General features: G+C 32.6%; 15 protein-coding genes. 7 read left to right on the forward strand and 8 right to left on the reverse strand.

The features are described 5' to 3' along the window. Nucleotides 1-43: 43 nt before the first annotated feature. The 7 genes from B0A75_RS00215 to dnaK all read right to left on the reverse strand — a co-directional run bounded on the left by B0A75_RS00215 (nt 44) and on the right by dnaK (nt 14,205). The gene (locus B0A75_RS00215; protein WP_089052282.1) at nt 44-1,507 is read right to left on the reverse strand and encodes a RagB/SusD family nutrient uptake outer membrane protein; all 1,464 of its coding nucleotides are present in this window, start codon (nt 1,505-1,507) and stop codon (nt 44-46) included. A 4-nt stretch (nt 1,508-1,511) separates the two neighbouring features. Continuing rightward, nucleotides 1,512-4,520, reverse strand: a complete 3,009-nt coding sequence (locus B0A75_RS00220) for a SusC/RagA family TonB-linked outer membrane protein (protein WP_089052283.1) — start codon at nt 4,518-4,520, stop codon at nt 1,512-1,514. Nucleotides 4,521-4,764: 244 nt separating this feature from the next. Beyond that, on the reverse strand, nt 4,765-7,509 hold the full coding sequence (locus tag B0A75_RS00225; protein WP_089052284.1) for a helix-turn-helix and ligand-binding sensor domain-containing protein: 2,745 nt from the start codon (nt 7,507-7,509) through the stop codon (nt 4,765-4,767). Nucleotides 7,510-7,613: 104 nt separating this feature from the next. Further along, nucleotides 7,614-8,798: an acetate/propionate family kinase gene (locus B0A75_RS00230; protein WP_089052285.1), complete on the reverse strand. Its 1,185-nt coding sequence runs from the start codon at nt 8,796-8,798 to the stop codon at nt 7,614-7,616. Nucleotides 8,799-8,873: 75 nt separating this feature from the next. Further along, nucleotides 8,874-10,967: a phosphate acetyltransferase gene (gene pta / locus B0A75_RS00235; RefSeq protein ID WP_089052286.1), complete on the reverse strand. Its 2,094-nt coding sequence runs from the start codon at nt 10,965-10,967 to the stop codon at nt 8,874-8,876. Nucleotides 10,968-11,022: 55 nt separating this feature from the next. Further along, nucleotides 11,023-12,093 (reverse strand): magnesium/cobalt transporter CorA, encoded by a 1,071-nt coding sequence (gene corA, locus B0A75_RS00240; protein WP_089052287.1) that lies wholly within the window; start codon nt 12,091-12,093, stop codon nt 11,023-11,025. A 228-nt stretch (nt 12,094-12,321) separates the two neighbouring features. Beyond that, a complete protein-coding gene (dnaK, locus tag B0A75_RS00245; protein WP_089052288.1) occupies nt 12,322-14,205 on the reverse strand; it encodes a molecular chaperone DnaK in 1,884 nt (627 codons plus the stop codon). Nucleotides 14,206-14,630: 425 nt separating this feature from the next. On the opposite strand from dnaK, the gene B0A75_RS00250 reads away from it, so the two are divergent. The 3 genes from B0A75_RS00250 (at nt 14,631) to B0A75_RS00260 (ending at nt 16,010) form a co-directional block, all read left to right on the forward strand. Beyond that, nucleotides 14,631-15,032, forward strand: coding sequence for an NUDIX hydrolase (locus B0A75_RS00250; protein ID WP_089052289.1), 402 nt, complete (start codon nt 14,631-14,633; stop codon nt 15,030-15,032). Between the two features lie 52 nt (nt 15,033-15,084). Further along, nucleotides 15,085-15,471 carry an RDD family protein gene (locus B0A75_RS00255; protein ID WP_089052290.1) on the forward strand — a complete coding sequence of 129 codons (387 nt, stop codon included), beginning with the start codon at nt 15,085-15,087 and terminating at the stop codon, nt 15,469-15,471. Nucleotides 15,472-15,572: 101 nt separating this feature from the next. After that, entirely contained in the window at nt 15,573-16,010 is a 438-nt protein-coding gene (locus tag B0A75_RS00260; RefSeq protein WP_089052291.1) for an acyl-CoA thioesterase, read from the forward strand. A gap of 81 nt (nt 16,011-16,091) precedes the next feature. Here the strand turns inward: B0A75_RS00260 and B0A75_RS00265 are convergent, their stop codons facing one another. After that, a complete protein-coding gene (locus tag B0A75_RS00265; protein ID WP_089052445.1) occupies nt 16,092-16,784 on the reverse strand; it encodes a hypothetical protein in 693 nt (230 codons plus the stop codon). A gap of 358 nt (nt 16,785-17,142) precedes the next feature. On the opposite strand from B0A75_RS00265, the gene B0A75_RS00270 reads away from it, so the two are divergent. The 4 genes from B0A75_RS00270 (at nt 17,143) to B0A75_RS00285 (ending at nt 20,547) form a co-directional block, all read left to right on the forward strand. Continuing rightward, on the forward strand, nt 17,143-17,532 hold the full coding sequence (locus tag B0A75_RS00270) for a DUF1398 domain-containing protein (protein WP_089052292.1): 390 nt from the start codon (nt 17,143-17,145) through the stop codon (nt 17,530-17,532). 63 nt (nt 17,533-17,595) lie between these two features. Next, the gene (locus B0A75_RS00275; protein WP_244284318.1) at nt 17,596-18,399 is read left to right on the forward strand and encodes a ThuA domain-containing protein; all 804 of its coding nucleotides are present in this window, start codon (nt 17,596-17,598) and stop codon (nt 18,397-18,399) included. Nucleotides 18,400-18,410: 11 nt separating this feature from the next. After that, the gene (locus B0A75_RS00280; protein ID WP_089052294.1) at nt 18,411-19,265 is read left to right on the forward strand and encodes a sulfurtransferase; all 855 of its coding nucleotides are present in this window, start codon (nt 18,411-18,413) and stop codon (nt 19,263-19,265) included. Nucleotides 19,266-19,305: 40 nt separating this feature from the next. After that, a complete protein-coding gene (locus B0A75_RS00285) occupies nt 19,306-20,547 on the forward strand; it encodes an ATP-binding cassette domain-containing protein (protein WP_089052295.1) in 1,242 nt (413 codons plus the stop codon). Nucleotides 20,548-20,553: the final 6 nt, after the last annotated feature.

A 20,553-nucleotide genomic window follows, 5' to 3' on the forward strand; every position in this document is an offset into this window, starting at 1 on the left:
CACTTCCTCTAAACTTTTAGAGGAAGTGATTTTAAGATGTTAATTAATAACCACCTGGATTTTGTTGAGAAAGTCCATTTGCTTCTCTTAAGAATGAAGTTGGTATAGGCCATAACTCATGTTTTCCAACAATAAAAGTCTTACCATCTGCTGCCATAGCTGCTTCAGCTTGCCCTGTTCTAACAATATCAAACCATCTGTCGTGCTCAAATGCAAATTCAAATCTTCTTTCTTTATAGATTGCTTTTCTGATATCTGATTGAGAAGTAAAAGGAGTGTTTCCTAAACCTGCTCTTTTACGAATTTGATTCACTAAAGGAATAGCTTCAGAAGTTTGTCCTAATTCGTTTAATGCTTCGGCTTTCATTAATATAACTTCAGCATATCTTAAATATCTAAGATTTGTATCTGTAAATTCTTGATTGTAAAAAGATGATGAATATGCTTTATAATTATATCTTTCATTTGCAACAGTTGATGCCACTTCTCTACCGTCATACAAAACTGATCCTTTGAAAATAATTGTAGCAGCTCGTCTAACGTCTCCCGGCTCATAAGCATCTGCTAAACCTTTAGTTGGCGTATTGAATCCCCAACCCCAGCCTCCAGCTCCACGAGGCGCTTGAGAAACAGTATAATTTCCAATTCCAAATCCAGGGCTTGAAGTAGAACCTACTCCATTGATTTCGAAAATAGATTCTTGACCAAATTCTCCTTCTTTTTTATATTGTAGAGCATAATCAGAAACTAAAGAATAACCTGTTACTTTATCACAATTGTCAATTACTTTTTGCCACTTCTTTTGATACAGATTTACTTTTGCCAGTAAAGCGTATGCAGCTCCTTTAGAAGCTCTAACAACATCAGCTCCTGTGTAAGCTGATTTTAAAGGCAACGCTTCGATAGCGTCATTTAAATCTTGCTCAATAAAAGCATAAACTTCTGCTACTGACTTACGTGTCAATTGCATTTTTCTATCTTCTTCAGATATTGGCACTGTAGCTAAATGATCAATAATTGGAACTCCACCATATCCTTTTACTAAAGTAAAATACATAAATGCTCTCATGAATTTTGTTTCCCCTACTAATCTTGCTTTTAAATCAGGAGATGCTTTATCCAATTTAGGAAACATGGCTAATGCTTGATTACATCTGTTAATTCCCGCATAGTTAGCATTCCAAGTAGATTGAAATGATGGCGTTGAAGCGTTATAAGTTAAAGCGTCAACAATATCTTTGTCTCCACCTGCATCTCCTGGATCAGAACCTTTATCTGCGTCATCAGTGATGATACTTGAAACTGCATTCCATCCAAAAGATGACATTTCCCATCCTAAAAATTGATTATAAATTGCAGTTACAAAACCTTTAGCTCCTTCATCACTATTAACCAAAGCAGGATCTGCAGGAATAGCTTCTGTTGGATCTACATCCAAAAAGTCATTTGAACATCCGGATAATAGTAATCCAGAAAGAACAAACATTGATATATATAATCTTTTCATAATATTAAAATTTTAAATTAACTCCCATAACAAATGATCTCAATGATGGGTAAGCATCTAGCTCAACCCCTTGAGTACCTTCAACTAACTTACCATCAGACACAACATCTGGTGAAAATCCAGAGAATTTTTGTGTAATAAATGGGTTAATCGCATTTACATAAATTCGGCAATAGTTAATAAATTTATCTTCTTTAAGAGGAAGTTTGTACCCGAAAGTAATGTTATTAATTCTAAAGAAATCTGCTGACTCTAAATAATAAGTTGAAGCAAAAGGAGTTAAATTAGAAGGTGCCGGAATTGAAGATGTTGTATTTGTAGGTGTCCAAAAACCATTAGCCATAGAAGCTTCTACATTTTCTCCTCCAAACCTTTGTGCTTTCTTTCCGTTATATACTTTTGCTCCTCCTGTTCCGTAACCATCAACAGAAAAATCAAAGTTTTTGTAGTTTAAACCTAATGTAACTCCATAATTAGAAGTTGGTAAAAGAGAACCTACATATTTTTTGTCTTTAAGCTCATCTAAGCCTGATTGCGCAACTTTAGAACCATCTGCTTTGTAGTACAGCATTTGACCATTTGCTTGATCAACTCCTGCATACTCATACATAAAGAAACTACCTAATGGTTGTCCTACCGAAGTATTATCAAGAATTTTGGTATTTTGGCCATTTCCTAAACTTCCTCCAATAATTGGATTTAACTGAACATTTTTAAGACTTGTAAGTTCATTTTTATTATGAGAAAAATTTCCTCCTACCCAGTAACTTAAATTATCGTTTATTCTATCATCCCAACGTAAAGAAATTTCATAACCTTTGTTAGATACTTCCCCAACATGCGCTGGTGTAGCAACTGTAATTCCAGAAGTTGAATATGGTTTAACATTCAAAATTGTATTTGTTGTGTTTTTATCATACACGTCAAATGATCCTTTTAATCTGTTGTTTAATACTTCAAAATCAAAACCTCCTGAAAGTTCTTCAACAATTTCCCAAGATAAATTTGGATCTACTTGCGAATTAATTGTTGTACCTGAACCTAAACCTGAATTATCTAATCCAGAAGTTAATAATTGTGTATTAAGCGGTACATTTTGATTTCCTAATCTACCCCAAGAACCTCTAATTTTTAATAAATTAATTTGCTCTACATTACTTAAAAAGCTTTCTTTTGAAACTATCCATCCTAAACCAACAGATGGGAATGTTCCCCAACGTTTGTCTTCAGCAAATTGTGAAGATCCATCACGTCTTACAGTACCTGTAAGTAAATATCTGTCTAACAATTTATATTGGAAACGAGCAAAATAAGAGGCTAATCTTCTTTGATTTAAAGCTTCATCTTTCAAACCTGTAACAGTCCCTGCTACATTAACATCTTTTAAAGACCAATAGTTCGAGTTTGCATTTACATTCTTTCTGTCAATAGTTAACTTTTCTCTAGTACCTTGTACATTCGCCTCAATACCAGCTGTAACTTCAACGTCATGAATTTCTGCAAAAACTTTATTATACGTTAAATAGTTAGATAAGTTCCAATTAAAATACTGATCTCTATTTCTTGTCAAAGTGTTCACATTCAAATCACCAGGATACTTTGATGCTACACGAGTAGGATCTGCAGATAACCAAAGAGCTTGATTGTCTACATAATTATACTGTTTGTATGTATAAAATTCCCCGTTGAATTGTGAAGTAAATTTTAACGATTTAATAATGTCATAATCTAATTTTAATCCACCTTGCAGCATAACAGTTTGCTGCTGCTCGTTTGTATAATCTAATTGAGCTACTGGATTTCCAACATTATTGAAAGAAGCACCTGTTTCAGCTACAACTCCATTAGAAATAAATGGTACACCATATTTCCCATCAGCGTAACGCACAGGAACAAGTGGAGATTGTCTGTAAGCATTTGTAAATGCGCTCAAAGGCATTGGTGTATTCTTAATAGTACTTACACTAAAGTTTTGAGTTAATTTAACTTTATCAGAAAGTTTAAACTCATTATTATTTCTAATAGTTGTACGTCCGTAATCAGAGCCGTTTAAAATTCCTTTTTCTTCATAATTTCCAACACTAAAAAAGTATTTCACATTTTCTGAAGATCCTGAGATTGCGATATTATTTTGAGTGTAAGACCCAGTTCTTGTAATCGCATCAAGCCAATCTGTGTTATAAGGTTGATTTGCAGAAAATCTGCCTTGAGGAAAATCGTTGCTATAAGCAGCATTACTATAACGAACGTACTCGTCAGCATTTGCCATTTTTACCGTTTTAAGCGGCGTTCTAACTCCTGCAAAGCTTTCTACGTCTACAGTCATTTTTCCTTTACCTGCTTTGGTTGTAATCATAATTACACCATTTGCACCTCTAGTTCCATAAATAGCTAATGAAGAAGCATCTTTCAAGATCTCATAAGATGTAATATCATTAGTATTAATGTTGTTGATGTTTTCAGTAGGCATACCATCTACTACATACAGAGGATTTCTTCCTCCTAATGCGGTACCAGCCCCTCTGATCAATACTGAAGGAGTACTTCCTGGCGCATCTGAAGTAGATACTTGTACACCAGCTGCTTTACCCTGAATAGCCTGAGACGCATTTATTACCTTCATTTTGGTAATTTCCTCAGATTTGATTGAACTTACAGCAGATGTATTATCAATCTTTTTTCTTGTACCGTATCCTATTACAACTACTTCTTTTAATGCAGTATCCTCTGCTTCTTTTAAGGTAATTGTCATTGGTGCGGCAGTTGCCGGTACAGAAACTGAATTAAAACCCAACATAGAGACTTTTAATATATCTCCTGGTTTTGCATTAATAGTAAAGTTTCCGTCGAAATCTGCATCAGCAGTAGCACGAGCATCAGATGAAGCGATTATTGCTCCAGGAATTCCCATTCCGCTGCTGTCTACTACTTTTCCTTTAATTGCTTGCGCTTGTCCCATCATATAAGATGGTAACAATAAGAGCGCTAAAAAGCTAAAAATAAAATTTTTCATACAGTATGTAATCGTTTAAGTTAGTAGAGCCAAATTAAACAATTACAACGTTGTAGTACATCAAACACCACTACAACATAACTACATCATTGTGTTAAAATTTTAAGTTATACAAATGATTATCAAATACATAAATGTTAAATAAAATTCATTAACATAACGTTATGATGTAGTATTGATGTATTAGAATTATATAAAAAATGAGATGGAAAAATATAAGATCTATAAATTTTAAAACCAAATCTTACAGACTTAATAAAAACTTTGACAGGTTTTCATCTTGAGTAAGACTCAGCTTCTTTCTTAGACGATATCTATGTAATTCTACGCCTCTAAAAGAAATGTTCATCAGAGGTGCAATTTCTTTTGAAGAGAGATTCATTTTAAGATAAACACAGAGTTTTATATCTTTTGGAGTTAGATGCGGATACTTTTTAGAAAGGTTGATAATAAACTCATTGTGAATTTGATTCAAATTTGTCTCAAAAGTCTCCCATTCGTGTTTATTAACCTCATTTATTTTTATTGCTTTTTTGATTTCGCTTTTTAGTTTATTGAAATCTTTTTCAGAATCAAGAATACTCTGAATATTTTCGATCATTTCACTTTGTTTAGCAATCGACAAAGACTTACCAGCAACTTCAGATGATTTTGTCTGTAATTCAAGCTCTAGAATATGTTTCTCAAATTCTTGAATATTCAGCTCATTCTCTTTCTTAAGTTCCATTTCAAGAATTTCGCGCTGATGTTTTAATTCTTCTGCCTGCAATTTTAATTTTTGTGTATAACGAAGTTTATTCCATTTATAATAGAAAAATAAGACTGCGGCTATTACCAGCAAATAAAGCAGCACCATCCAAAATGAAAAATACCAAGGCTGCGAAACTTTAAACTCAAAGCTTGAAACTTTATCATAATTAGCTCCATCATGTTTAAAAATCACCACAGAATGTGATCCGCTGCTTAAGTTATTTAAAACAACTGCACCATTTGAAATTGGTATGTATTTCTTGTCATTATTTATCTGATAAAATAAATTTGGCTTACTGGCTCCATAAATTCCAGAAATCACATTTATTCTAAGTTCCGTATTGTGTTTTATTTTACTTTCGTCCGGAAGAAGTTCACCATTATTATAAGCTTCAATTCTAACACCTTTGTTCTGCTTATTTTCATATTCTAATTGAAGCGAAATAAATCCATCATCAAGATTTAGTAAATAATGATTATTACTTCTAAAAATTCTTAGATTTTCATTAATCAACTTTCCTTTATAGTATTTCTCTTGAATAATATTCCAAACAAATTTATTTTCATTTGCATAAATATGATAAAGAACACCTTCTTGAAGAACAATAAAATGATTCTTATCTATGGCAACTACATCAGAGATATTTTTAAAATTGGTATTGAATAATTCATTCTCTTCTAATTTATTTGTAATAGAATTAAATGTATACCAAATGTTATTAATTAGAAAAAGTATCTCTCCTCTAAATTCAAAAATCTTAACTCCAAAATCATTTTTAATTTTACTTAACTGAGTGATGTTTTCAACTTTCTTGGTCTTGAAATTATCATCTACAAAAACTCTATATAATCCTCTATAATTATCTGCCGCCCAAATTTCATTTTTCTTATTCTGTGCAACATACTTTATAGGTTTAGAAAGTCCATCAATTTTTTTGCTTTCGCTAAGATCGAAAGCATTATTATACACTAAAATTCCGCTGTAAGTCGATTGAAAATAAGTATCATTAATAATACTTTTTGATAAGTTCCAACCTCCATTTACATTATTAATCTTTGTTAAAGCACCATTTTCGTAACAAAATGTACCATCATTATGACCTATCACATATTTACTTCCAATTTTGGTAATATTCCATCCCTGCCCCTGTGTATTAGGCATTATTTTGAAGTTTCCAGAATCAAACTCAAAAATACCATGATTTGAAGCAATTAAATATCCTTTATCAATAGTGGCAACGGAGTAAACAGAGCCCAATATTCCAGAATTGTCGTAAAAAAAAGAAATTGGAGAATTTACCTCAACATGAGCAATTCCGTTATCCAAACCCAGCCATAAGTCTTCCTCTTTGTCAAAACCAATGCTTAGTACTGAATTATTCATCAAAACATTGTTTCTGTCAATATTTTTAAATGTATTGGTATTAAAATCGTAGATAAACACCCCTTTATTGCCTGTGCCGACAATGAGTTTATTATTTTTAATAAACTTCGCAACATTAATTCCGTTAGACTTTAATGTTTCATTCAATGGATTATTCCAAGGTCTGAGTCCTTCTTTTTCAGCAACAAAAATCCCTCGCTTTTGCGTAAAAATATAAGTTTTCCCATTATATTTTTCAATCGCATGCACAACGGTATTTTTCAGAATTTCCCAGCCTTTTGGAATTGCGATTTTTGTTCCATTCATTCTAAAAAGACCTTTCTCTACAGAAGCAACATAAAGATTATTGTCGACTACAAAGCAATAGGAAACTAAAAAAGGGAATTTAACTCTTTGAATATGCTTTCCATCATAAATAAAAACATCGTTGAAAGATTGAAAATACAATGACCCATTAAATCTGAATATTTTCCAGATTTCTTCATTGTCTTTCTCATCAAATAAGTGAAGATTTTTAGTAATAGAAACATAATGCATTTTACCATTTTTTCTATACCAATATCCAAATTCTTTATACGATCCTGAGTAAATTCGATCACCTTCAATCAAAATCGAGCGAATTATCGTTTTATTTGGCAAAGAATACTTTTCCCAAATGACACCATCGTAACGCAGCAGATAATGATTATTTGCAAAATACATTGCCTTATCTTTACCTTGAGCAACGTTCCAGATTTGATTATCACCCTGATAATCTGATTTATTGTAATTTTCGACGAAAGGAAGTAATTCTTGTGCTTGGATTTGAAAAGCAATGAAAAAGAAGAATAGTAATTTAAAAAGTTTCGATTTCAAAATATTCGGATTTATACCTCAAAGATACTCACAAATATTTAATATGAAGTCATAAAAAAAGCTCCTAATCAAGGAGCTTTCTTATAATCTTCAATTCAAAATCTTTAGTTATTCAGCAATTGATAAACCTGATTTGCAATTTCATATTCTTCGTCAGTTGGTACTACAAGTATTTTTGCTCTTGAACTTGGCTTATTGATTTCTCTAATTTCTTTCGAACGAATTTGATTTTTATCATCATCTATTTCAATTCCAAAATATTCCATATCGGTACAAACTAACTTTCGCATATACGATGAATTTTCACCAATTCCAGCTGTAAAAATTATAGCGTCCAACCCGTTTAAAGAAGCAGCGTACGACCCAATGGTTTTTCTAATTCTATAAGCATTCATTAACAAAGCCAGCTGACAGTCTTTATTTCCTTTTTCAGCTTCCGATTCAATATCACGCAAATCACTGTAACCTGTAAGCCCTAACATTCCGCTTTGTTTCAACAAAATAGAGTTTACTTCATCTGCCGTATAACCCAAATTTTTGACCATATAAAATATAACAGATTGATCAATATCTCCTGCTCTTGTGCCCATTATTAGACCATTTGCAGGCGAAAATCCCATTGTTGTGTCAATACTTTTCCCGTCTTTTACAGCTGTCATACTGCATCCGTTTCCTAAATGGATTGTGATAATTTTAGATTTATTTTCTAAGTAGTCTATTGCCTTTTCAGATACGTATTTATGACTTGTTCCATGAAATCCATATACGCGCACTTTATTCTCAGTTAAAAGATAATTTGGTATTGCATATTTATAAGCTTGAACTGGAATTGTTTGATGAAACGCAGTATCAAAAACAGCAACTTGTTTTGCTTCGGCAAATATTTCTTCTGCAACATTTATTCCTACCAAATGCGCTGGATTATGAAGAGGCGCTAATTCTGAAAGTTCTTTAATTTTTTCTTTTACTTCTTCTGTAATAATAGTTGTATCAGAAAAATAACTTCCTCCGTGTACAACTCTATGCCCTACAGCTGCAATTTCTGAAGTTGTTTTAATTACTCCTTTGTCTGCATCCAAAAGCATATCTGCCACTTTCTGTAATCCTACTTTATGAGTTGGAATCGGCAATATTTCTTCACGCGAATTTGAAGCTGTTTTAAAAGTAATGTTTGATGTTTCTAGACCAATTCTATCAATCATACCACTGCAAATCACTTCGTTTGTTGGCATAACCATTAATTGATATTTTATTGATGAACTTCCTGAGTTTATTATTAGTATTTTCATTCTTTTTAAGTTGCTAAGATTCTAAGAAGCTAAGACTCTAAGGCTCTTAGTTTATTTTTTAATTTTTAATTGAATTTACATTCCCTGCGCCTGAATCGCTGTAATTACGACCGTATTAATAATATCATCAACTGTACAACCACGGCTTAAATCGTTTACAGGTTTATTTAATCCTTGCAGCATTGGACCAATTGCCAAAGCTCCTGTTTCTCTTTGTACTGCTTTATAGGTATTATTTCCTGTGTTCAAATCTGGAAAAATTAGTACGCTCGCCTGTCCTGCTACTTCAGAATCTGGCATTTTACTTTTACCAACAGCGCGGTCAACTGCAGCATCATACTGAATTGGACCTTCAATTTTTAAATCAGGGCGTTTTTGTTTTACAATTTCGGTTGCTGCTCTTACTTTATCGACTTCATCCCCTTTTCCTGATGATCCAGAAGAATAAGAAAGCATGGCAATTTTTGGTTCAATTCCAAAAGCTGAACTTGATTCTGCCGATGAAATTGCGATTTCTGCCAATTGTTCTGCAGTTGGATTTGGATTAATAGCACAATCTCCAAAAACAGAAACTCGATCTTCTAAACACATAAAAAATACGGATGAAACTACAGACGAATTAGGTTTGGTTTTTATGAATTGTAAAGCTGGCAGAATAGTATGCTGTGTAGTATGTGCCGCACCAGAAACCATTCCGTCTGCGTGGCCTTTATACACCATCATAGTTCCAAAATACGAAACATCTTCCATTAAATCTCTAGCCATTGTAATACTTACATTCTTTGCTTTTCTAAGCTCATAATAGGTATTAGCATAATCTTCATACAATTCTGATTCTTTTGGATTGATGATATTTACTTTAGAAAAATCAAATGCTATTCCAAGTTCAGCAATTTTATTTTCAATTTGTTTTCTTTCTCCAATAATCGAAATATCAACAACATCCATCGCCAAAAGTCTCGAAGCTGCAATAATAATTCTTTCGTCATTTCCTTCAGGCAGAACGATATGTTTACGATGCTGTCTAGCTCTTTTAACCATGTTGTATTGAAACATTTTTGGCGTCATACCTTCTGCTTCAAAAGTGATTAATCTTTCGGATAAAGCTTCGTTATCAACGTATTTTTCAAAAGTAGTTATCGACGTTTCAATTTTATGCGTGTTATTGGCATAGATTTCAGACTTAATAGCGCCAATTCTGTTTGTAATATGATATGTTCCGCCGTCAACCGCAATAATTGGAACAATAGCCGAAAGTCCTTCAATAAGCTTTAAAATACTTTCTTCTGGAACGATATTTCCAGTTAATATAATCCCCGATATTGTTGGATAATTTGCTGATTCATTAGCTTGCAAAGCTCCTAAAATAATATCAGAGCGATCTCCTGGTGTAATTACAAGCGCATTATCATGTAAATGAACCAAATAATTATGTAATTGCATAGCTCCAACGCTAAAGTGACCAATTTCATTATTTAAATAATTTCCTCCAAATAAAACTTTAGCATCAAGTTCATTAACAATTTCCTGCATTGTCGGATTGTTCAAACTTGAAATTAGTGGAATTGTATTGACTAAAACATTCTCTGGTAAGCTTTTTTGAAGACTTTTAGTTACTAATTCAATATTTTCGGGTTGCACTTTATTGGCAAAAACAGATAAAACCTCAACCTCTTTTACTTTGAAAGAATCGTAAACTAAATATAAGCTGTCAACCAATTCCTCCAATGTTTTCCCTACTCCTGAACCAATAATTATTGTTGGAATTCCTAAGTTTTTAGCAATTAAAACATTCAAATCTAATTCGATTGAAGTTCCTTCGCCGGTAAAGCTTGTTCCTTCAACCAAAACAAAATCAAAACGTTCTTCAAGTTTTTTATATTTTTCGATAATTAAATCTAAAACCTCTCCTATTTTTCCTTTATTCTTTTTCTTAATCAATTTACTCTTTGTAATGGCATAGGCATCTTCAAACTTAATATCGAGGTTAAAATGCGATAAAACGGTTTCGATGTGATTATCTAATTCGCCATCGACAAAATCTTCTACAATAGGTCTAAAATACCCTACTTTGGCTGTTTTCCCGATCAAAATACTCATCAAACCGAGTGTTATAATCGATTTTCCGCTATTGTGATCGCTTGTTGCTATATATATTGCTTTACTCATAATTTATATTTTGAAACTTAACGTATCTATTTGAATTCTATTTTATATTAAAAGGTTAAAACCAACGCCTTTTCTTGAAATAAACAATCAAAGCTATTACTAGTAAAACCATTGCCACCATTACACTATGATAACCATAACGATATTTAAGTTCTGGCATGTTTTCAAAGTTCATACCGTAAACTCCAACAATAAAAGTAAGGGGTATAAATATGGCTGAAATTATAGTAAGGGTTTTCATAATCTCGTTCATTTTTCGGCTTTGTTCCGAAAAATAAAAATTAGAAGCACTTTCGAGTGAGCTCATATCTGATTCAATTTGCTCTAAAAGCTCTAAACTTTTTTGATGCAGTCTGATAAAAAAATTAAAAGTTTCTTTTTGAATCAAACCATTGTCATCATCATCTTTAATGGTTTTTAAATAATAAAGCGAATCTCGAAGAGGAACTATTGAACGCTTTAAAAAATTAAAATTATCACGGTGATTTTCAATCTTTTCTAAAATAATACGGTCCGCGCCTTTTTTAGTCAAATTGATCAATTCTTCAATTTTATCTTCTTCATCTTCAATCGTAATATAAAAATTTTCGATTACAGCATCTAATAATAAATAAAGCAGATAATCTACTTTTTTAGTTCTTACTATTCCCGAATGTGTTCGAAGACGCTCTCGAATATGGGTAAAAAAATCGCTTCGTTTTTCTTGAAAAGAAATCAAAATTCCATCTTTCAATATAAAACTCAGCTGTTCAACACTTATATTATCTGAATATTCAGAAGGCAAAAGTGATTTTATATTGAAAAATAAAATATTAGGCTGTTCTTCTAATTTGGTTCTTTTTGTGGTGTTTAAAATATCTGCCAATAAATAATCATCCAATTTAAAATGTGCTCCAATAGTTTTAAGCAAACCAATGTCATTTAAACCGTGAATATTAAGCCAGTTATTTTTAGTGTAATCAAAACAAGAATTTAGAGCCAGAACGGTAAATTTATCATATTCAACAACATCTGTGTCGTTATATACAAAAAGCTGCATCTCGGTTTCATGCTCTTTATGCGAGCCTGTATACTCTAAAGTAATATGTTGCAGCTTTCTCCCTTTCTTGTATTTGATCTTTCTCATTCAAAAAAATTTACAATAGTAATATTACGAAAAAGAATCCGAATGAGAAATGACAATTATCATTTTGCTCAGAAAGATTTAACAAATCATATTGCTTTTAAAAAGTGTTCTTTTTATTGTTTCCATTACTTAAACATGAATTATATCCATAAAAAAAACCGAGCCATTTCTGACTCGGTTTTCATATTCAATTGTAAAGACACACATAATGCGTCTCTACGGAGTAAATTATTTTACCTCTTCGAATTCAACGTCTTCAACGTTATCTCCTTGAGATTGCTCTTGTTGTGGAGCAGCTTGTTGTCCTGCATCACCTTGAGCGTACATTGCCTCTGTAGCTGTTTTCCAAGCTGCATTAACATTGTCTAATCCTTTTTGGATTGCATCAAGATCTTGAGATTGGTGAGCCATTCTCAATTCAGTTAAAGCATATTCGATAGCTGTTTTGTGCTCATCTGTAATTTTATCTCCCAATTCTTTCAATTGACTTTCAGTTTGGAAAATAGTACTATCAGCTTCGTTCAATTTCTCAGCTCTTTCTTTTGCAATTCTGTCAGCATCAGCATTAGCTTCAGCATCTTTTTTCATTTTTTCGATTTCTTCAGCTGTTAATCCAGAAGAAGCTTCGATACGGATATCGTGAGATTTTCCAGTTCCTTTGTCAGTTGCAGAAACTTTGATGATACCATTAGCATCGATATCGAAAGTTACTTCGATTTGAGGAACTCCTCTTGGTGCTGGTGGAATACCATCTAAGTGGAAACGACCGATAGTTTTGTTATCAGCAGCCATAGCTCTTTCTCCTTGCAATACGTGGATTTCAACAGATGGTTGAGAATCAGCAGCAGTAGAGAATACTTGAGATTTTTTAGTTGGGATAGTTGTGTTAGACTCAATTAATTTAGTCAATACACCACCCATAGTTTCGATACCTAAAGAAAGAGGTGTTACGTCAAGTAACAATACATCTTTTACATCTCCAGATAAAACTCCACCTTGAATAGCAGCTCCAATAGCAACAACCTCATCAGGGTTAACACCTTTAGATGCTTTTTTACCGAAGAATTTTTCAACTTCGTCAGCGATTCTTGGCATACGAGTAGAACCTCCTACAAGGATAACTTCGTCGATATCAGATGTAGATAAACCTGCATCTTTTAATGCTTTAGCAACTGGCTCCATAGAACGTTTTACTAAAGTATCAGATAATTGCTCAAATTTAGCTCTAGATAATTTTTTCACTAAGTGTTTTGGTCCAGAAGCAGTAGCAGTTACGTAAGGTAAGTTGATTTCTGTTTCAGCAGAAGATGATAATTCAATCTTAGCTTTCTCAGCAGCTTCTTTCAAACGCTGTAATGACATTGGATCTAAACGTAAATCAATACCTTCTTCAGTTTTGAATTCGTCAGCTAACCAGTCAATAATAACTTGGTCAAAATCATCACCACCTAAGTGAGTATCACCATTTGTAGATAATACTTCAAATACACCGTCTCCTAATTCAAGAACAGAGATATCAAAAGTACCTCCACCTAAATCGTAAACAGCAATTTTTTGATCAGTTCCTTTTTTATCTAATCCGTAAGCAAGTGCAGCTGCAGTTGGCTCATTGATGATACGCATAACTTTAAGACCAGCAATTTCACCAGCTTCTTTTGTAGCTTGACGTTGTGCATCGTTAAAGTAAGCAGGAACAGTAATAACCGCTTCAGTTACAGTTTGACCTAAATAGTCTTCAGCAGTTTTTTTCATTTTTTGAAGTGTCATTGCTGACAATTCTTGAGCAGTGTATAAACGACCGTCAATATCCACACGTGGAGTATTGTTGTCACCTTTTACAACACTGTAAGGAACTCTTTTTGCCTCTTCTGTAGTTTCAGCAAAAGTGTGTCCCATAAAACGTTTAATAGAAGCAATCGTTTTTGTAGGATTCGTTACTGCTTGTCTTTTTGCAGGATCACCTACTTTAATTTCGCCACCTTCAACAAAAGCGATGATAGATGGAGTTGTTCTTTTTCCTTCTGCGTTAGGAATAACAACTGCTTCGTTACCTTCCATTACAGAAACACAAGAGTTCGTCGTACCTAAGTCAATTCCGATTATTTTACCCATTTTTTATATATTTAATTTTTGATTTAATTTTATAACTCAGGTGGCATAAGTCAATCTTTGTGCCAATATAAAAAACTAAATAAAATTGTCAGTTTTATTATTGGCACAACAATAATCGGCTGACAACATGACATTTTTTAAGCCTGACATGCATGGCATACTTCAATAATTCGTGTCATTATTTTAGCATACTTATTATTACTTTAATTCCAAGTTTCTTAAATAAAACCCTGTCTCAAATCTATTTACATAAAAAATTTCAAAACTCAACTGTACTAAAATCAATTTATTACATGCACAATTAAAACTTATTAAAAATGATTAATACAATAGATTATTAATACAAAAAACACCCTACATTTGAAAAACAATAGACTCTTTTAAAGAGCAAAAAATAAAACCGGAAAAATTATAATTTAAAGAAAATGGTGATTGAAATTGATAAAATTGCATTAATAAAAATTGAAAACGGTCAAATTTTAAGCACAAAATCAAAAGGAAAAAACAAATATTATATTCCAGGCGGAAAAAGAGAAAATAATGAAACTGACGAACAAACTCTAATTAGAGAAGTTCAAGAAGAATTAAGTGTTGACATAATCCCTGAATCTATTGAATACATAGGAACTTTCAAAGCACAATCAGATGGAGATGCGAAAGGAATCATTGTAAAGATGACATGCTACAAAGCGGATTATATTGGAACACCAAAAGAGAGCAACGAAATAGCCGAAATCAAATGGCTAAACTATACTGACTTAAATATAATATCTGAGGTTGATAAAATCATCTTTAAGTATCTAAAGGAAAACGGATCGCTAGTTTAAATAAAAAACAAGAACAGGGAAAGAAAATTAATTTTATATTCGATAAAAAAATATGGAAGAAAAATACCCTTTTATGCTCGAAAGAATTCAATCGATTCTTATTGACTCTGTTTTAATTATTGCCTGCATGATTCTTATTTCTGATATTTTATCCAATTTCAAAAATGTTCCTGATTGGTTAAGAGCCGTTTTATTGATCCTAATTTTTTTGTACGAACCAATTATGACCACTTTTGGAGGAACTATTGGTAACAATATTAAGAGAATTCGTGTTCGTAAAAATTCAGATGAAACTCAATCTATCAATCTTTTTCAAGCCATCATTCGTTATTTTTTTAAACTTCTCTTAGGCTGGCTTTCTTTTATCACCATCTTTTCAAGTAATAAAAAAAGAGCCGTTCATGATATTATCAGTGGAACTGTAATGATAAAAATTTAGAATTTACCAACTTAATATGCATGCATAATAATCTGTATATTCATAACACTTTTCCTTTTTTATTCGTAATTTCGATTTCTCATTAAAATTACAATTACAAAATGGCATCATTTACAAAAGAAATATCTTTTCGCTGGTCAGATCTAGACCCAAACTTTCACGTTCGTCATAGTGCTTATTACGATTTTGGCGCGCAGCATCGTATCGAAATTCTTGAAGAATTAGGTCTAACTTTAAGAGTAATGCAGACACAAGGTTTTGGTCCTGTTTTGTTTAGAGAAGAATGTGTTTTTAGAAAAGAATTAAAACTCTCAGACAAAATATTTATTCATACCAAGACATCAAAAATGAAAGCCGATGCTTCGCGCTGGTCTATCATTCATGAATTTAGACGCGAAGACGATACACTTTGTGCCGTTATTACCGTTGATGGTGCATGGATGGACACTAAACTAAGAAAGTTAGCTTCTCCAACACCGGAAATTGCAATTCAAGCATTGAGTATTTTTCCTAAAAGCGATGATTTTGTTGGATTATAAAATTAAATCCAACTGCCTATAAAACATTAAAATCCGAAAAGTGATCACTTTTCGGATTTTTTATTTCCTTTCAAATCAAAGCTATTCAAACTTCAATCCAAAATTTACCCTGTCAAAAGTAGTACTGCAAGAAATAGCAAATCGGCCAATATTTACAGTTCCAAAAATTCCTTCAACACCATGTCCTGAGTAAAATCCACCTGCAGAGAATCGGTTAACTTGATATTTTACAGCAATATCATTAACCCTGCTGCTTAATTGCCCAAAAACAATAAAATTTGGCATAAACTCATAACTGGCAAAAACCTTCGGAACCATTTTTTGATAATAATCAAAACTTTCATCCGTTTCATAATCCATACTTACAGAATGTACATTTTCTAAGTTTCCACCCACATAAGTATTTTCTCCAAAATGATACGAAATACTAAATCCTGTAAATGTTCCTTGATAACCGCTTCGAGAATCAACATAACCTATGCCGATTGTAGCTCTAAATTTATCGCATATTTTACCAATATAACCAATGTAAGTCCTGTCAATCTCAGATTTATCAATCCCGGCACCAAAAATAATATCTTCCTGACACATCGCAAGAGCATACTGAAAATAGGCCGAATATTGATCTTTATTAGCCGCAACAACGCTCCTTCCTTTATCAAGATCAATATTGGCAGATATTAAAGTAGAGTTTATAACAGCAAAATCAAATGTATTGATTTCCTGAGCAAATGCAGAGACGGAAAGCAAGAGTATAAGTATTGTTTTTTTCATAATACTAATTTTAGCTGACAACATTCTTATACTAATTTAAAGACAATTTTCCTGTTAATAAAAGAAGTCCCTCCAAGTACCACATTACTCGTTTAAATACATTATTTTCATAATCAAGATCATTTAATCGATAAAAACACAATAAATAATCGATAAATAGCTTCAAAAACCACAAAACAACTTAGAAAACCAGTTTTCTGATAACTTTATGACACTGTTTTTTGTATTTCAAAATGCTTAACAGTAATTTTATACTTTACAATTTTTCAACCTTATTAAGGATACATTCCTTAATTTGATTCATTAATAAAATCAATAATCGTATTTTTGAAAAAGTAATTAATTAAAAACAAAACATATGTTTACTATAGAGCAAATCAAAGAGGCTCACGCCAAAGTACAAAGCGGTGCCGACTTTCCAAATTATATACAAGATCTGATTATTCTGGGCGTAAAAGGCTATGACACATTTGTACACGATGGTCATGTCGAATATTACGGTGTAAACAATTATACTGTTACTTCTGATGAAAAATACAGCCCGATTGCAATTGCTCCAACGGTTAATAAAGAGCTTTTTATAGAATTCTTGGTAAAACATCAGCACGGCGAAACAGATTATATTACTTTTTGCAACCATTCTGGTCAATGCGGAATAGCAAAATGGAGAGTTGATATTATAGAAATGACGTGCACCTATTTTGATAGTGCAGAAAACGAAATTCTAATTGAGAAAATTCCAAGTTAAGCCGCCTTAGAAATGCTTATTTTCAATAACACAAAATATTTTACAACTAAAAAAAGTATCCTTATGATGCTTTTTTTAGTTTGCTTTACAGGATTTTCACAGCAAAAAAAAGAAAAACCTAAATTTAAGGTTATTGCTTTTTATACGGCAAAAAATGATCAAGCTCATATTAGTTTTGTTCATGAAGCCAATAAACGATTTCCTAAAATCGCAGAAGAAAATCATTTTGTTTATGATTCGACTGACAATTGGAACAACTTGAACGAGAAATTTTTAGCCAATTATCAAGTCGTTTTATTTTTAGATACAAGACCTGAAACCTTAGAGCAGCGAAAAGCCTTTGAAAAATATATGAAAGATGGCGGCGGTTTTATAGGTTTTCACTTTTCTGCTTTTGCTTTAAATGGTTCAGATTATCCACAAAACTGGAATTGGTATCACAATACTTTTTTAGGTTCCGGCGAATATGTAAGTAATACATGGAAACCAACATCGGCGGTTTTAAAAATTGAGAATCAGCATCCCATAACTAAAGACATTCCTAAAACATTCAAATCAGCACCAAATGAATGGTACAGATGGAGTAACGATTTAAGAAAAAATAAAGACATAAAAATTCTTGTCGCAATTGATGAAAACAGTTTTCCGTTAGGAACAGGACCAAAAGCAAGCGAAATTTGGCATAGCGGTTATTATCCTGTTGTCTGGACAAATAAAAACTACAAAATGATTTATATCAATATGGGACATAATGATATAGATTATGAAAACGGAACTAACAAAACGCTTTCGTATACTTTTGAAAATGAAACCCAAACTAAATTAATTACAAACAGCTTACTCTGGTTAGGAAGCTCTAAAAAATAAATGTATCCAAAATGGCTGCTAAACTTTCTCCAATTGTAAATGCTGAAGAATTATTAAACCTGAGCAATTTATCTGAAATCATATTGATTGATGCCAGAGCAGGAATTAATGCCGAAGAAAACTTTAAAATAGAACATTTACAAGGTGCTCGTTATGTTGATTTAAACAAAGATTTAGCAACAGTCGAGAATCCTGCAAACGGCGGCAGGCATCCGTTGCCTTCTCTCTCTAAATTTTCTGAAGTACTTTTTAAATTAGGAATTTCACCAACATCGCATATTGTCATTTATGATGATAAAAACGGTTCAAACGCCGCTTCTAGATTTTGGTGGATGTTAAAAGCAATTGGTCATGAACACGTTCAGGTTTTAAACGGCGGTTTTCAAGGAGCCATAAAAGCAGGTTTTCCTGTGAGTTCTGAAATTGGATCTTTTGAAGCAATAGATAATTATTCCATTTCTGAATGGAAACTAAAAACAGCCGATATTGAAGAAGTAGAAAAAGCCCGAAACAACAGCGAAAGCATTGTAATTGATGTAAGAGATAAAAATCGTTTTGACGGACTTACTGAGCCGTTGGATTTAATTGCGGGACATATTCCAGGTGCCATAAATGTTCCGTTTAGCGAAAACCTAGATGAAAATGGGCTTTTTAAATCTTCAGATGCTTTAGCGGAAAAATATACAGCAATTTTAAAAGACAAACCATCCGAAAATATAATTGTACATTGCGGATCAGGTGTTACAGCTTGTCACACCTTATTAGCAATGGATTATGCTGGAATAGAAATACCGAAGCTTTATGTCGGATCATGGAGCGAATGGTCTAGAAATGATCGTGAAATGGCAGTAAAAAAAACAGAATAAATAGAATACAACACAATCAACAATTTTTTAAAATACAGAAATGCAGCATTGGGATATACTTTTATCAAATCAAGTAAATAAAAAAGCTTTTATAGACGGCTTGCTTTCAAGTGAAGCAAAAGGAGAATTAGCCGTTTTTAACAATCAAAAAGGGATTTTGTTCTCAGACATTGCAATTGAAAAATTCATTGAAAAAGAATATCAATACGATAGTGTCGAAGCATCCCCAGAATCACACAGACAGCTTCGTACATTTTCATCGGGCGAACGCAAAAAAGAATTTTTAAAATACTGTATCAATCAAAAACCTGATTTTATCATTTTCGATAATCCTTTTGATCATTTAGATCAGGCTTCTCGTGTAGTTTTGGCAGAATCCTTAAAAAGCCTAACAAACGAAATTGCAATTATTCAACTCCTGAATCGTACCGTTGATGTTCTTGATTTTGTTCCGAATAAAGCGCAGATTAACGACAATACCTTTGAACTTCATCCCATTTCAAAAACCGAAAATCATTTTAAAACTCTAAATACAGCCGCAATTCCTAAAGCGATTGAATCGCATACTTTTCACGAAAGTGTATTAATTAAACTCGAAAATGTTTCTGTAAGCTACGACGAAAGAAAAATTCTCGATACTATTTCTTGGACAATAAAGCAAGGTGAATTTTGGCAGTTAATAGGCCCAAATGGATCAGGAAAAAGCACTATTCTATCTTTAATCACAGGCGACAACCCAAAAGGATTTGGTCAGGATCTTTTTTTATTTGGAAGAAAAAAAGGAAGCGGCGAAAGCGTTTGGGACATCAAAAAGCAAATTGGAATCTTTGCAACTTCAATGACTGATTTATTTCAAAAAAGTCATACACTTGAAGAAATGATTCTTTCTGGATTTTTTGATTCTATAGGACTTTATATTGAGCCAACAACACATCAAAAACAAATTGTTTCGCAATGGCTTGAAGTTATCGAAATGACGCATTTAAGAAAAAAACGTTTTATAGATCTTTCTATCGGACAACAGCGAGTGGCATTAATTGTTCGCGCCGTTTTAAAACATCCGCCGTTATTAATTTTAGATGAACCTGTAGAAGGCTTAGACGACGAAAATGTAGATTTGGTAATTCAGCTTATCAACACAATAAAACAGGAAACTAACGTGACTGTATTATACGTTTCGCATCGAATTGAATCTGGACTTGCTCCTACTTCTGTTTTCGAGCTTTTGCCAGCACCAACAGGTTCTATTGGTAAAATAAAATACCATTCAGAATTAAACTAAACAAAA

Source organism: Flavobacterium oncorhynchi, from assembly GCF_002217355.1.
In the GTDB taxonomy this organism is placed as follows: domain Bacteria; phylum Bacteroidota; class Bacteroidia; order Flavobacteriales; family Flavobacteriaceae; genus Flavobacterium; species Flavobacterium oncorhynchi.